Source organism: Xanthomonas cannabis (genome assembly GCF_040616535.1).
In the GTDB taxonomy this organism is placed as follows: domain Bacteria; phylum Pseudomonadota; class Gammaproteobacteria; order Xanthomonadales; family Xanthomonadaceae; genus Xanthomonas; species Xanthomonas cannabis.
Window position 1 is genome coordinate 2,142,647 of sequence record NZ_CP136580.1, and the last position, 13,366, is coordinate 2,156,012.

The following is a 13,366-nucleotide window of genomic DNA, read 5'->3' on the forward strand; positions in this document are numbered from 1 at the left end:
TGTGAGGTATTACTTAATGTGGCAGGATGTATCGATAAAAGGAAAGTGGATTCTTGATGATGTTGGCTATGTTAATAACTGGAATTTCATTGATCCGCCTGTCAATTTCATGGAGCCAGGTGGTTATTCATTGAGGGTGAGGTTTGATGGCATTGAAGTTGATTATTCATTGGCTGGATATGCAAGTGTCCCTGTTTTAAGTAAGAAGGCTGTTGATTCGTTAATTGGTTTGCCGGAAGTTGATGAGCCATACCAAAATGTTGTGTTTGCGCCATTGGAAATTAAGAAAAAAAATTTGAAGCAAAATTATTTTGCGATGATAATCGAAACTCAAATTGATTGCGTGGATGAAGGAAATTCTGAATTTTCAGTTTTTGACGAGGATGATCCAGTTCGCCCAGATCTTGCAGGGACATATCGAAATTTCTTTAATCTTGTTATAGATACGTCCAAGGTGGGCGAAAAACATATATTTAGGCTGAAAAAATATTTGGGGGCGATAATCGTTAGTGAGGAGGTGAAGCGGCGATTTGAGGACGCAGGGATAACAGGGGTAGTTTTTGATTTATTGAATGGTTCAGGAAAAGTTGTTGCTTAAGTGGGTTGTAAATATCGCATGGGCTTGCTTCTTTGTTGTAAGTGATTTGGGTGGTGTAAAATAAAAAGGTTCCGGGCAAATATCAAGAATAAAAATTTCAGAGCGAATGTCGGTCTGAATATCCGCAGCCAATAGTCAGCAACGGCCCCGGCCGTCGTTACCTGATCGAGACCGACCCGCACTTCGTCAACTACAACTTCATCAGCAGCGATTTCCTGCTCGACAAGCTGGGCGTGGATCCGGAGTGGACCCAGACTCGCCTGGGCGATGGCTTCTACGAACAGCGTTTGGTACTTGATCAGATCACCCAGCTCACCGGCCGCCGTTACCTGGGCAACTACGCCGACGGCGTGGCGCAGTACCGCGCCTTGCTGGAGTCCGGCGTGGCCGCCGCAGGCCAGTTGCAGCTGAGCATGGGCGTTGGCCTGACTGCCGCCCAGGCCACTGCACTCACGCAAGACATCGTGTGGATGGTGGAGCAGGACTACCAGGGCCAGAAGGTGCTGGTGCCGGTGGTGTATCTGGCCTCCAACTCGCTGCAGCTGCGTGGCAATGGCGCCTTGATCGCCGGCGGTAACGTCGAGCTCAACGCCAGCAATTCCATGAGCAACCAAGGCGTCATCGCCGGCGCCGACGTCAGCATCACCGCCGGCAATCTGCTCAACCAGGGCCGCATCAGCGGTATTGGCAGCGTGGCGCTGGAAGCCCACAACGACCTGCTCAATCAAGGCCAAATCCAGGGCTGCGACGTGGCACTGCTGGCAGGCAACAACCTCGTCAGCGGAGCGGCCAATTCCATCAATGGCACGCATCTTGTCGGGAAAACATGGGTAATCCCCCCACAGGTTAGCTGACGCCAGAAGTGGAATTTTCTCGTACCCTTTTCCGAGGAGGTTCCATGAAGACATCCCGCTTCACCGACAGCCAGATCATTGCCGTCCTCAAGCAGGCCGAGGCCGGCACGCCCGTGCCGGAGTTGTGCCGGGAACACGGCATCAGCTCGGCGACGTTCTACAAGTGGCGCAGCAAGTTCGGCGGCATGGACGCATCGCTGATGTCCCAGCTCAGGGAGCTGCAGGACGAGAACCGGCGCCTGAAGAAGATGTACGCCGATGCCCAGCTCAGCGCCGACCTGCTGAAGGAGGCGATGGCAAAAAAATGGTGAGGCCATCTCAACGCCGGGAGATGGCCCGATGGGCCGTAGATGGTGGCCACACGAACATCCGGCATGCCTGCCGGACCTTTGCGGTGAGCGAGACCTGCTTTCGCTATCAAGCCAAGGCCAGCGAGGAGAACGCCCGGATTGCCGATTGGCTGGTGCGGTTGACCACAACCTCTCGTGATTGGGGGTTCGGCCTGTGCTTTCTGCACCTGCGCAACGTGAAGGGCTTTGGCTGGAATCACAAGCGGGTGTACCGCATCTATCGGGAGCTGGAGTTGAACCTGCGGATCAAGCCGAAGAAGCGGCTGGTGCGCGAGCGGCCAGAGCCGTTGGCGGTGCCGGAGACGATCAACCAGGTCTGGTCGATGGATTTCATGCACGACCAGCTGGCCGACGGCCGCAGCTTCCGGTTGTTCAATGTGCTCGATGACTTCAACCGTGAGGGTCTGGGCATCGAGGTCGACTTATCGCTGCCATCGGCCCGGGTGATCCGCTCGTTGGAACAGATCATTGACTGGCGCGGCAAGCCAAACGCCATTCGCTGCGACAACGGCCCGGAGTACATCAGCGGCGCGCTGCTAGCTTGGGCACAGCAGCGCGGGATTCGGATCGAGCACATCCAGCCAGGCAAGCCGCAGCAGAATGCCTATGTCGAACGTTACAACCGCACCGTCCGCTACGCCTGGCTGGCCACAACGTTGTTCGACACCATCGAGCAGGTTCAGGACAAGGCCACGCGCTGGCTATGGACGTACAACCATGAGCGCCCCAACATGGCGCTCGGCGGTATCACGCCAGCAATGAAATTGGCGATGGCCGCCTAGCTCCACTTTTGGCGAACGCTCAAAGCGGGGGGATTACCCATGGATTTGGAGTAAAGTGGAAAGTAAAGTAAGGCTCGTTTAGTCAATCTAAAAAAGTAAGGTTAGTTTGGTTAAGGTAAAGAGGAATGGCGGTGGATAAAAAATACGAGTTCATACTTTCATCTGGAACTCCTGGGGTGCGTTCTGTATGTACTGAAGATCCTGCATGGGAGAGGGTTGTTGCGGGAATTGATTCAGTTTTTGTAGAAGGTGGACGTGCCTCTCTGATTATTCAAGGATCAGATGGGCCTATTCGCGCTATAATTATGGAGGGTGCTAAAGGAGTATGCCGACTATTGCTAAAAATGAACTCGGATGACCCGAGGTTCGAGATTTTGAAGTGGTGGGATGAGAGTGGATGTGATTTTAAAATTGGGCCTATAATCTACCTCGATCAGAAATGGGATCCGAGAGGTTGGATGGTTGATGCTGAAGTTGCGAAAAAGTTAATGAAGGATTTTTTTGATAAAGGTAGGTTGGATAGTCTTTTGAATTTTAAATCTCCTTGGGATGTTGACTTTTCATTTAAAGATTAGACTGAATCGCTCAATCGCTGGTTGCAAGATCTGCGACTAGTCGGTTGGGAAAAGAACGGGGTCAGGGGCAATTAATAGACCAACCTGACCTTGAGGTTTCCCACGTTTAGTACATCGATTCACCTGCGCGCTTATAACTTCCGGCTTTGTAAACAAGCGTTCCAACCAGCATGAGACAGCTTGCGTCGGGCAATGTCTGATCAGCGCTTCGCGCTATGCGAAAGGTTGACGGAGCCGTTCGACTCGTAGCGGTATTAATGATTTCATCATTGCAGGGCTCCGATAAGGGCGCCCACGAAGCCGATGGAGGACCGCGCAAGACACCAGTGCGGCTACTTGACGCTCTAAGCAGCGATTAGCCGCCCCTCTTACGCGTCGCTTGCACAAGTGGTCTGCCACGCTAGTTGCTGTTGATCTCAACCCATCACGGTCATGACGCAGGACATCTCGAAAAAATCACAATGGTTTGGACTATTGGGCTGGCTGGCGCTGTGTTACGCCGTCGCCGGATTGGGCGCGTTGGCGTCGATCCAGGCGGCCAGCTTCTATGCCGAGTTGCAGCGTCCAGCATGGGCGCCGCCGGGGTGGTTGTTCGGGCCGGTATGGACTGCGCTTTACGGGATGATGGCGGTGGCGGTCTGGTTGGTATGGCGGCGCGGGGGCTGGGCCGGGGCGCGTTCGGTGTTGGGCTTGTTCCTCGTGCAGTTGGCGCTCAATGGGCTGTGGAGCTGGTTGTTCTTTGCGTGGCACATGGGGGCATGGGCCTTCGCTGATATCGTGTTGCTGTGGTTGACGCTTGCGGCAACGATCGGCGTATTCGCGAAGCGGAACTCGGTGGCCGCGTGGTTGTTGGTGCCCTACTTGGCGTGGGTGAGCTTTGCGGCCGCGCTCAACTATTCGGTGTGGCAACTCAATCCTCAGGTGCTTGGCTGATCTCTGTGCTGACCATGCTGATTTGCACCGGCTGACGCAGCAATGGGGAAGGCCTGTCACTTGATGCGAAGTGACCTGTTGTTGGACACGCAGTGCCACCGGCAGCAATCCGATGCAATCGCGCGTAAGCGATCCGTCAGCTGCATCGCATTGGCCGGGTCGCACGACAGCATCCATCCATGTTCGAAACCTGCGCAGCGCCGCCTGCTGAGGCGGCTCGAAAAGTTTCCATGGCAATCAATTGCTTGCAGGCGGGTTGCTTAAATCTTTGAGCCGCAAGGTTTTCTGCTCAGGGCTGTGGCAGCAGGCGCATGCCCATTGACGCACTGCTTGACAGGCCTCGGCCTGGTGATGTCTTTTGCAGGCATGGCTAATGCCTCCGCCAACGTTTCGCTCCTCTGCCAGCCGCTGTTTTGGGCGGGCACGGGCGTGGCCGGTATTACCACCACCATTACCACCGTCACCATTTGCCCGGTGCGGCCCGTCGTCTTCGCGTAACTTCCGAAAACAACGGCCCCGCACCCGGATCAGGATGCGGGGGCCTCCCTCTCACCTGAAGCGGACGGGGCCTCCTTAACGAGGTCTGTCGATGTCATCGCTTGCTGTTTCGCTCGACTCTGCCGCCGCGCCGGCGTCATCCCACCGCACCGTGGTGCACAAGTTCGGCGGCACCTCCGTGGCCGATGCCGAGCGGTATCGGCATGTGGCGCAGTTGTTGCTCGCCCGCGACGAGACGGTGCAGGTCACCGTGGTCTCGGCGATGAAGGGCGTCACCGATGCCTTGATCGAGCTTGCCGAACTGGCCGCAAAAGATCGCCCCGAATGGCGCGAGCGCTGGCACGAAACCCGTGCGCGCCATCGTGGTGCGGCGGTGGCCTTGCTCGGCGAGCATTCCGGGCCGACGGTGGAATGGCTGGACGAGCGCTTCGAGCATCTGTCGCAGATCCTGGGTGCGCTTGCGGTGATCGGCGAGTTGCCACGCGAGGTGCTGGACCGCGTGCAAGGCCTGGGCGAGGTGTATTCGGCGCAATTGCTGGGCGACCACTTCCGCGCCATCGGCGAAGACTGCGCGGTGCTGGACGCGCGCGACGTGCTGGTGGTCAATCGCGGCGAACTGGGCGTGGATGTCGATTGGGACGTCAGTACGCAGCGCCTTGCCACGTGGCGGCAGGCGCATCCGCAAGCGCGGGTGGTGGTGACCGGGTTTGTGGCGCGCGATCGTGCCGACCGCATCACCACGCTGGGGCGCAACGGCAGCGATTACTCGGGTGCGATCTTTGCGGCGCTATTCAATGCCGACGAGTTGCATATCTGGACCGACGTAGATGGCGTGCTGTCTGCCGACCCGCGCGTGGTGCCTGAAGCAGTGCAACTGGAAACCCTGAGCTACGACGAGGCCTGCGAGCTGGCGTATTTCGGTGCGAAGGTGGTGCACCCGCAGACGATGTCGCCGGCCATCGAGCGCGGCTTGCCGATCATCATCCGCAACACCTTCCAGCCCGAACATCCGGGCACGCGCATCACCGCCAGCAGCGCGGTCAGCGGGCCGATCAAGGGCCTGACGCTTAGCCCGGATCTGGCGGTGCTCAATCTGGAAGGCACCGGCCTGATCGGTGTGCCAGGCACGGCCGAGCGCGTGTTTGCAGCGCTGCGCACGGCGCAGGTGTCGGTGGTGATGATCTCGCAGGGCTCGTCGGAGCATTCGATCTGCTGCGTGGTCAAGCAGCACGAGTCCGAGCGTGCACGCAACGCGTTGTTGCAGGCGTTTGCGCATGAACTCACGGTCGGCCAGGTGCAGCGCGTGCAGCTGACCACCGGCATCAGCGTGCTGGCGGCGGTGGGCGATGGCATGGCCGGGCAGCCGGGCGTTGCGGCGCGCCTGTTCGAGTCGCTGGGGCGCGCGCAGGTCAATATCCTGGCGATTGCGCAGGGCTCATCCGAGCGCAACATCTCGGTGGCCATCGATGCGGCGCATGCGACCAAGGCCTTGCGCGCGGCGCACGCCGGTTTCTGGCTGTCGCCGCAGACCTTTTCGGTGGGCGTGATCGGCCCGGGCAATGTCGGCGCGGCGTTGCTGGATCAACTGCGCATCGCGCAACCGCAATTGCTGGGCAAGGCCAACCTAGATCTGCGCCTGCGTGCGGTGGTGTCGCGTGGGCGCATGCTGCTGGACGAGCGTGGCCTGGTCGGCGACTGGCGCGATGCGTTTGCATCGGCCGCTACGCCGACCGACCTGGAGCGCTTCACCACGCATCTGCTGTCCGCGCATCTGCCGCACACGGTGATCATCGATTGCAGCGGCAGCGCCGAAGTGGCCGACCGCTACGCAGGCTGGTTGGCTGCCGGCATCCATGTGGTGACGCCCAATAAACAGGCCGGTTCCGGCCCGCTTGCGCGCTACGAGGCCATTCGCGCAGCGGCCGATGCCAGCGGTGCGCGCTTCCGTTACGAGGCGACCGTCGGCGCCGGTTTGCCGGTGATCACCACGCTGCGCGATCTGGTCGACACCGGCGATGCGGTGACCTCGATCGAAGGCATCTTCTCCGGCACGCTGGCCTGGTTGTTCAACAAATACGACGGCAGCGTGCCGTTCGCCGAACTGGTGACGCAGGCGCGCGGCATGGGCTATACCGAACCGGACCCGCGCGATGATCTGTCCGGCGTGGATGTGGCGCGCAAGCTGGTGATCCTGGCGCGCGAAGCAGGGCGTGCGATCAGCCTGGAAGACGTGCAGGTCGAAAGTCTGGTGCCGGAAGCATTGCGCCAGGCCAGCGTTGACGATTTCATCGCGCGCCTGCCCGAGGTGGATGCAGCCTTTGCGCAGCGTCTGGCCGATGCGCGTGCACGCGGCAACGTGCTGCGCTATGTGGCGCAACTGCCGCCCGACCGCGCGCCCAGCGTCGGCCTGGTCGAGCTGCCGGCCGATCACGCATTCGCCAACCTGCGTCTGACCGACAACGTGGTGCAGTTCACCACGCGCCGCTATTGCGAGAACCCGTTGGTGGTGCAGGGCCCGGGTGCCGGGCCGGAAGTGACCGCAGCCGGCGTGTTCGCCGATCTGCTGCGCGTGGCGGCGGGCGAGGGCGCGCGGCTGTGACGCAGGCAGTTGTCGGCCAGACCGGCCTGAGCCAAGCAACGTCGGCGCGTGCGCACAATAGTGATGGCGCTTCTGTCGGCAACCACGGGCTGCACGAAGCGCGCGCCTTCGCGCCAGCATCGGTTGCGAACGTGGCAGTGGGATTCGACCTGCTCGGTTACCCGATCGATGGCGTCGGCGACACCGTCACCGTGCGCCGCATCGAACAACCCACAGTACGCATCGCGGCGATTCGCGGCACGACCGTGGCGCTGCCGCTCGACGCCGAACGCAATACCGCAGGCGCTGCGTTGATGTCGCTGCGCGCCGCATTGCAGCTGCCTTACGGGTTTGAAATCGAGATCGACAAGGGCATTGCGCTGAGCTCGGGCATGGGCGGCTCTGCTGCCTCGTGCGTGGCGGCGTTGGTGGCGGCAAACGCGCTGCTGGCCTCGCCGCTGGACCACCACCAGCTCTACCAGTACGCGCTCGATGGCGAAGCGGTGGCCAGCGGTAGCCGCCACGGCGACAACCTGGGGCCGCTGTTTTTGGGCGGACTGGTGCTGTGCACGCTGGAACGCCTGGTGCCGATCGCGGTACCGGCAGCCTGGTATAGCTTGCTGGTGCATCCGGATGCAGCGCTGGAAACGCGGCGCGCGCGCGAGGCCCTGGCCGGGGCGTATCAGCTGCGCGAGTTTGTCGCGCAGAGCACCAACCTGGCCCTGGTGCTGGCCGGTTGCCATGCCGGCGACGCGAGTCTGGTACGCGCCGGCCTGCGCGATGTGCTGATCGAGCCGCGTCGTGCCCCCTTGATTGCCGGCTTCGCGCAGGCCAAGCAGGCGGCGCTGGAGTACGACGCGTTGGGCGCCAGCATTTCCGGCGCCGGGCCAAGCGTGTTTGCCTGGTTCGAATCGCGTGCCGCTGCAGACGCTGCAGCACCGGCAGTGCAGGCCGGGTTTGCTGCCGCCGGTTTCGATAGCCAGGCGTGGGTGTCGCCGATCGCAAGCCCGGCAGCGCGGTTGCTCGGATGAATCAGCACGCCCGCAATGACAATATGCCGCAAGTAGCGCGCAACAGGTCTGGCCTGCTGCGCGCTACCCGCGATTTAGTCGACCACCACTTCGCTGATCTGCGTCACCGGCGTGGGGTCGGTGTAGTTGGCGATATCGCCGAGGATCTCGGCCGCGTGCGGGCCAAAGCTCGCGTTGAAGGTCTCCACCGAGTCGCAATAGATGTGGCACATGCCGATGAAGGCGGGGGGGCTGCCGGCTTCGCCACCGCTGATGCCTTTGTCCACGGTGTATTTCAGACAGGCCGCGCCCATGCGCGCGCTCACCAGCGGCATGTGCTGGTCGCGGTAGTAGGCGTGGTCGAAGCGCGCGCCTTCGCGGTAGGGATACATCACGCTGACCTTGATCATCTGCCGGCTCCACGGAAAGGTGCGCGCAGCATAGCGCCGCGCCCATGGGGGCGGATGACGCGCAGGACACGCACCCGCACTGCGCCACTCCCGCGTCTTTCCTCATCTCTGTTGTCGCCGGGCAGCGCCCGGCCTCCCTATTGCCTGGAGTCACGCTGATGTTCATTTCCACCCGTGGCGGCGCGCCCGCCGCAAGTCTGAGCCAGGCCATCGCTGCCGGGCTGGCGCCCGATGGCGGCCTGTATGTGCCGCAGTCGCTGCCGCCGGCGCGCACGCTGACGGCGGGCGTCGACTTGGCGACCACTGCCAGCACGCTGCTGCAGCCATTTTTCGAAGGCGATGCGCTGGCGGCGGAACTGCCGGCCATCTGCGCCGAGGCGTTCGATTTCCTTGCGCCGTTGGTGCCGTTGGCCACGCCCGGCGACTACGCACTGGAGCTGTTCCATGGGCCGACCGCCGCGTTCAAGGATTTCGGGGCACGCTTTCTGGCCGCCTGCCTGACCCGCCTGCGCCGGGACGAGGATCGTCCGCTCACCATCCTGGTGGCCACCTCCGGCGATACCGGCGCGGCGGTGGCGGCGGCCTTTCATCGGCAGCCGGGCCTGCGCGTGGTGGTGCTGTACCCGGATGGCCGGGTGTCGCCGCGGCAGGCGCATCAGCTGGGCTGCTTTGGCGACAACATCCAGGCCCTGCGCGTGGCCGGCTCGTTCGACGACTGCCAGGCGATGGTCAAGCAGGCCTTGAACGATGCGTCGCTGCAGGCGCAGGTGCCGTTGAGTTCGGCCAACAGCATCAGCCTGGGCCGGCTACTGCCGCAGATGAGCTACTACGCGCATGCGGCCCTGCAGCACCATGCGGCCTCTGGTAGCGCGCTGAATCTGGTGGTGCCCACCGGCAACCTGGGTAACGGGCTGGCCGCGATCCTGGCGCGTGCGCTCGGGGTCCCGTTGGGCACGATCGCGCTGGCGTCCAACGCCAACCACGTGCTGCCGGACTACTTCGCCGGCGACGACTACGCTCCGCAGCCCAGCGTGGCGACCCTGGCCAATGCCATGGACGTAGGAGCGCCCAGCAACTTCGAGCGCCTGCGCTGGCTGTATCGCGGCGACGACACCGCGCTACGTGAGGCGTTCCGTGCCCTGTCGGTGGACGATGCGGCCATTCGCCACACCATCCAGCAACGCTACGCGCGCTATGGCGAGGTGCATTGCCCCCATACCGCCACTGCGGTGCATGTGCTGGAGCAATTGCGCGCGGAGGGAGCCGAGGGCGTGACGGGCGACTGGGCCGTGGCTGCCACGGCGCACCCGGCCAAGTTCGAGGCCGTGGTGGAGCCGCTGATCGGCCGTGGGGTCGAGGTTCCGCCGGCGCTGGCGGCGCTGCTGCAACGCCCGGCGCATGCCGAGGCGCTGCCGCCGGACTACGCGGCGTTCCGGCAGCGTCTGCTTGCGGACGTGGCCTGAGCCGAACGCGTTCAGCCGGCCGGGGTTGGAAAGTGCCGCGCTTGGGGCTATTTGTAGCGGGTGCGGCGCCGGCGTGGTGCCGCGTCTGATGTGGGTTGCTGCATGTCTTATCGAGTGATTGCCGTTGTCGCCGCGCTCTGCGGATGGGCTGCGGCTGGTACGGCCAGTGCTGCCGATGCCGTGTCTGCTTCTCCGCTGTCGCCACTAGGCGCGCCACGCATCGGCTTGGTCGAAGCCCTGGCGCGTCAGGCGCCGTCGCTGGACCGCCAGGTGCTGGCGCTGGCCACCGACGCCTTGCAGTGCGCGCGGCAGCGCCAGCAGGTGGGCGCCGAGCGGGTGCTCAGCGTCATCGATTACAGCCGGCCCTCGACCGAACGCCGCCTATGGGTGTTCGATCTGGACAAGCAACGCTTGTTGTTCCAGGAGTGGGTGGCGCACGGGCGCAACACGGGCGAGAACCTGGCGGCGAAGTTTTCCAATGCCGACGGCAGTTTCCAGTCCAGCCTGGGTGCATTTACCGCGCAGGAGTCGTATACCGGCCACAACGGCTACTCGCTGCGGCTCAAGGGCCTGGAACCGGGCTTCAACGACCATGCGCGCGACCGCGCCATCGTCATCCACGGCGCGCCCTACGTCAGCGAAGCCATCATCCGCAGCCAGGGCCGGCTTGGCCGGAGCCTGGGCTGCCCGGCCGTGCGGCCGGCAGTGGCCAGGCAACTGATCGATACCTTGCGCGAGGGTGCCTTCGTGTTTGCCTATTACCCGGACCGCGCCTGGTTGCGTCAATCGCAACTGCTCAGCAGCGGCTGCGGCGGGTCGGTGGCGGGGACGGTGGCCGGGCGCTGACTGACGGCGTGCGGGGGTAACAGCGGCAGGCGGCTTGCGATCAGCGTGAGGCGCAGCGGCTCTGTCCGTCAGCCCTCACACCGTATCGCCGGCCAGGCTTCGTAACGCGGCGTAATCCAGGATCTGCACCAGGTGCAGCTGCGGTAGCGCGATCAGCTGCTGCTGCCGCAGCTTGGTGAAGGTGCGGCTCACCGTTTCCATGGTCAGCCCGAGATGGTCGGCGATGTCGCCGCGGCTCATCGGCAGCGCCACGGTGTCGCCGCTGGCGCCGGGCTGGGTGGAGCGTGCGGCCAGGCGGAGCAGAAAGTGCGCCAGCCGTTCGCTGGGCTGCAGGCGTGCCAGCAGCAGGCCGGTGTCCTGTGCGGCGGCCAGTTCCATGCTTGCGCGTTGCAGCAGCTTGCGTTCCAGCTGCGGGTAGCGATCGCGCAACTGCCGCATCTGCGCCAGCGGCGTGCGGCACACGCGGGTCTCGACGATGGCCTCGATGTCATGGCGGTGCTGCGGGGTTTCGGTCAGCCCCACGTAGTCGCCGGGCAGCACGAAGCCGGTGATCTGGCGGCGCCCGTCGGCCAGGGTGCGCACCATGCGCAGGGCGCCGGAGGTGACGGTGTAGACGTGGTGGCGCGCCTCGCCGGCACGCACCAGGGTGCTGCCCGGGGAATAGCCCGAGGCGCTGGTGACTTGCTCGAGTGCGTCCATTTCCTGCGCCGACAACGCCGCGCAGACCGCGCGGCCGCGCACCGCACACAGCGTGCAATCGGAATGACGTGCGTCGCTGCCGGCCGCCGCGCTTGGGGTCGGGCAGGTCACGCTGGGGTCTGAAAGCTGCCGGTACATGGGTCACGCACTGCCTGGGACGCGTGTGAATGATACGCCATGCGGTCAGCGCGGCCGCCCAACCGGTAGAATTGCCGGCTCGCCCCCAGTCGTCATGCAGGAGTTTCGCTCGTGATCAAGCCCCGTACGCCGCCCGGCATCATGGAATTGCTGCCACGCGAGCAGATCGCGTTCCAGCGCATGCTGGACGTCATCCGCCGCAATTACGAGCGGTTCGGGTTCCTGCCGGTCGAAACCCCGGTGTTCGAGCTGTCCGATGTGTTGCTGACCAAATCCGGCGGCGAGACCGAGCGCCAGGTGTACTTCGTGCAGTCCACCGGTGCGCTGGCCAATGCCGCCGCTGCGGCCGACGAAGGCGGCGAGGGCGGGCTGCCCGAGCTGGCGCTGCGTTTCGACCTGACCGTGCCGCTGGCGCGGTACGTGGCCGAGCACGAGCACGACTTGAGCTTCCCGTTCCGCCGCTACCAGATGCAGCGCGTGTATCGCGGCGAGCGTGCGCAGCGCGGGCGTTTCCGCGAGTTCTACCAGTGCGACATCGACGTCATCGGCAAGGACGCGCTGAGCATCCGCTACGACGCCGAGGTGCTGGCGGTGATACACGCGGTGTTCGCCGAGCTGGGCATCGGCGACTTCAAGGTGCAGTTGAACAACCGCAAGCTGCTGCGCGGCTTCTTCGAAAGCCTGGGCGTGGCCGAGGGCGAGCTGCAGCTTGCGGTGCTGCGCGAGGTCGACAAGATCGACAAGCGGGGCGCCGATTACGTGCGCGACACGCTGACGGGCGAGGGCTTCGGTATTGCCGCCGAGCAGGTTGCCAAGATTCTCGCCTTCGTGGCGGTGCGCTCGAACGGGCACTCCGATGCGCTGGCGCAGCTGCAGGCGCTGGAAGCTTCGATCGGTGCCAGTGCCACGCTGGGCGAGGGCATTGCCGAATTGCGCGAAGTGCTCGAGCTGGTCAAGGCGCTGGGCGTGCCGGAGAGTGCGTACTGCCTGAATTTCTCCATCGCGCGCGGGCTGGACTACTACACCGGCACCGTCTACGAAACCACGCTCACCGACCACCCGCAGATCGGCTCGATCTGCTCGGGCGGCCGTTACGACAGCCTGGCCAGCCATTACACCAAGTCCAAATTGCCCGGCGTGGGCATCTCGATCGGCCTGACCCGCCTGTTCTGGCAGCTGCGCGAGGCCGGCCTGATCCAGGGCATCGCCGAAAGCAGCGTGCAGGCCATGGTGGCGCTGATGGATGAAACCCGCCTGGACGACGCGCTGGACATCGCGCGCCGGCTGCGTATCGGTGGCATCAACACCGAAGTGCAGATGGAGCCGAAGAAGGTCGGCAAGCAGTTCCAATACGCCGCGCGTGCCGGCATCCGCTTCGTGGTGCTGGCCGGCGACGACGAGCTGGCGCGCGGCGTGGTGGCGGTGAAGGACCTGGTGCGCGAGCAGCAGTTCGACGTTGCCCGCGACGAGCTGGCGAGCACCTTGCAGGTGGAGCTGGAGCAGGCCAAGGTGATGCCGTAAGGCAGGTGGTCGTCGCTGGTTTTTCGATGGCCGGCGCACGCAATTCAGCATGTGAACTGATGGCGGTGCTGCACGAGGTTTCGCCCCCATCCGCCCTGCGGGCACCTTCCC

At 63.4% G+C, this 13,366-nt stretch carries 12 protein-coding genes; 10 read left to right on the forward strand and 2 right to left on the reverse strand.

Translation table 11 applies throughout. The annotated features are described in order from the left end of the window. The first annotated feature begins 1 nt into the window (after nucleotide 1). The 7 genes from RZV17_RS09170 (at nucleotide 2) to RZV17_RS09200 (ending at nucleotide 8,199) form a co-directional block, all read left to right on the forward strand. Nucleotides 2-598, forward strand: a complete 597-nt coding sequence (locus RZV17_RS09170) for an imm11 family protein (protein WP_355608787.1) — start codon at nucleotides 2-4, stop codon at nucleotides 596-598. A gap of 233 nt (nucleotides 599-831) precedes the next feature. Continuing rightward, nucleotides 832-1,452 (forward strand): hypothetical protein, encoded by a 621-nt coding sequence (locus RZV17_RS09175; protein ID WP_355608790.1) that lies wholly within the window; start codon nucleotides 832-834, stop codon nucleotides 1,450-1,452. Nucleotides 1,453-1,496: 44 nt separating this feature from the next. After that, nucleotides 1,497-2,584 (forward strand): IS3-like element ISXcd1 family transposase gene (locus RZV17_RS09180; RefSeq protein WP_355603727.1). Its coding sequence is split into 2 segments (ribosomal slippage): nucleotides 1,497-1,749 and nucleotides 1,749-2,584, totalling 1,089 coding nucleotides; the frame shifts between segments, so codons are not numbered across the junction. 131 nt (nucleotides 2,585-2,715) lie between these two features. Further along, nucleotides 2,716-3,159, forward strand: coding sequence for a hypothetical protein (locus RZV17_RS09185; protein WP_355608793.1), 444 nt, complete (start codon nucleotides 2,716-2,718; stop codon nucleotides 3,157-3,159). 432 nt (nucleotides 3,160-3,591) lie between these two features. Beyond that, entirely contained in the window at nucleotides 3,592-4,092 is a 501-nt protein-coding gene (locus RZV17_RS09190) for a TspO/MBR family protein (protein WP_184370476.1), read from the forward strand. Nucleotides 4,093-4,681: 589 nt separating this feature from the next. Further along, a complete protein-coding gene (gene thrA, locus RZV17_RS09195; RefSeq protein ID WP_355608797.1) occupies nucleotides 4,682-7,189 on the forward strand; it encodes a bifunctional aspartate kinase/homoserine dehydrogenase I in 2,508 nt (835 codons plus the stop codon). A 26-nt stretch (nucleotides 7,190-7,215) separates the two neighbouring features. Beyond that, a complete protein-coding gene (locus RZV17_RS09200) occupies nucleotides 7,216-8,199 on the forward strand; it encodes a homoserine kinase (protein ID WP_355609281.1) in 984 nt (327 codons plus the stop codon). Nucleotides 8,200-8,273: 74 nt separating this feature from the next. Here RZV17_RS09200 and RZV17_RS09205 read toward each other — a convergent pair whose 3' ends face one another. Next, nucleotides 8,274-8,588, reverse strand: a complete 315-nt coding sequence (locus RZV17_RS09205) for an EthD family reductase (RefSeq protein WP_355608800.1) — start codon at nucleotides 8,586-8,588, stop codon at nucleotides 8,274-8,276. Nucleotides 8,589-8,746: 158 nt separating this feature from the next. Between RZV17_RS09205 and thrC the strand changes: the two genes are divergently transcribed. Both thrC and RZV17_RS09215 read left to right on the forward strand, forming a co-directional pair. Then, entirely contained in the window at nucleotides 8,747-10,051 is a 1,305-nt protein-coding gene (gene thrC, locus RZV17_RS09210) for a threonine synthase (protein ID WP_355608803.1), read from the forward strand. Nucleotides 10,052-10,153: 102 nt separating this feature from the next. Then, on the forward strand, nucleotides 10,154-10,897 hold the full coding sequence (locus RZV17_RS09215; protein ID WP_047696311.1) for a murein L,D-transpeptidase catalytic domain family protein: 744 nt from the start codon (nucleotides 10,154-10,156) through the stop codon (nucleotides 10,895-10,897). Between the two features lie 75 nt (nucleotides 10,898-10,972). Here the strand turns inward: RZV17_RS09215 and RZV17_RS09220 are convergent, their stop codons facing one another. After that, on the reverse strand, nucleotides 10,973-11,638 hold the full coding sequence (locus tag RZV17_RS09220) for a Crp/Fnr family transcriptional regulator (RefSeq protein ID WP_179455422.1): 666 nt from the start codon (nucleotides 11,636-11,638) through the stop codon (nucleotides 10,973-10,975). Nucleotides 11,639-11,845: 207 nt separating this feature from the next. Here RZV17_RS09220 and hisS point away from each other — a divergent pair, with 207 nt between their 5' ends. After that, on the forward strand, nucleotides 11,846-13,255 hold the full coding sequence (hisS, locus tag RZV17_RS09225) for a histidine--tRNA ligase (RefSeq protein WP_047696307.1): 1,410 nt from the start codon (nucleotides 11,846-11,848) through the stop codon (nucleotides 13,253-13,255). The last annotated feature ends 111 nt before the right edge of the window (nucleotides 13,256-13,366 follow it).

Coding starts and splice junctions, on each gene's coding strand:
- RZV17_RS09190 (WP_184370476.1), top strand. CDS start 3,592: ATGACGCAGGACATCTCGAAAAAATCACAATGGTTTGGACTATTGGGC.
- thrA (WP_355608797.1), top strand. CDS start 4,682: ATGTCATCGCTTGCTGTTTCGCTCGACTCTGCCGCCGCGCCGGCGTCA.
- RZV17_RS09205 (WP_355608800.1), bottom strand. CDS start 8,588: ATGATCAAGGTCAGCGTGATGTATCCCTACCGCGAAGGCGCGCGCTTC.
- thrC (WP_355608803.1), top strand. CDS start 8,747: ATGTTCATTTCCACCCGTGGCGGCGCGCCCGCCGCAAGTCTGAGCCAG.
- RZV17_RS09215 (WP_047696311.1), top strand. CDS start 10,154: ATGTCTTATCGAGTGATTGCCGTTGTCGCCGCGCTCTGCGGATGGGCT.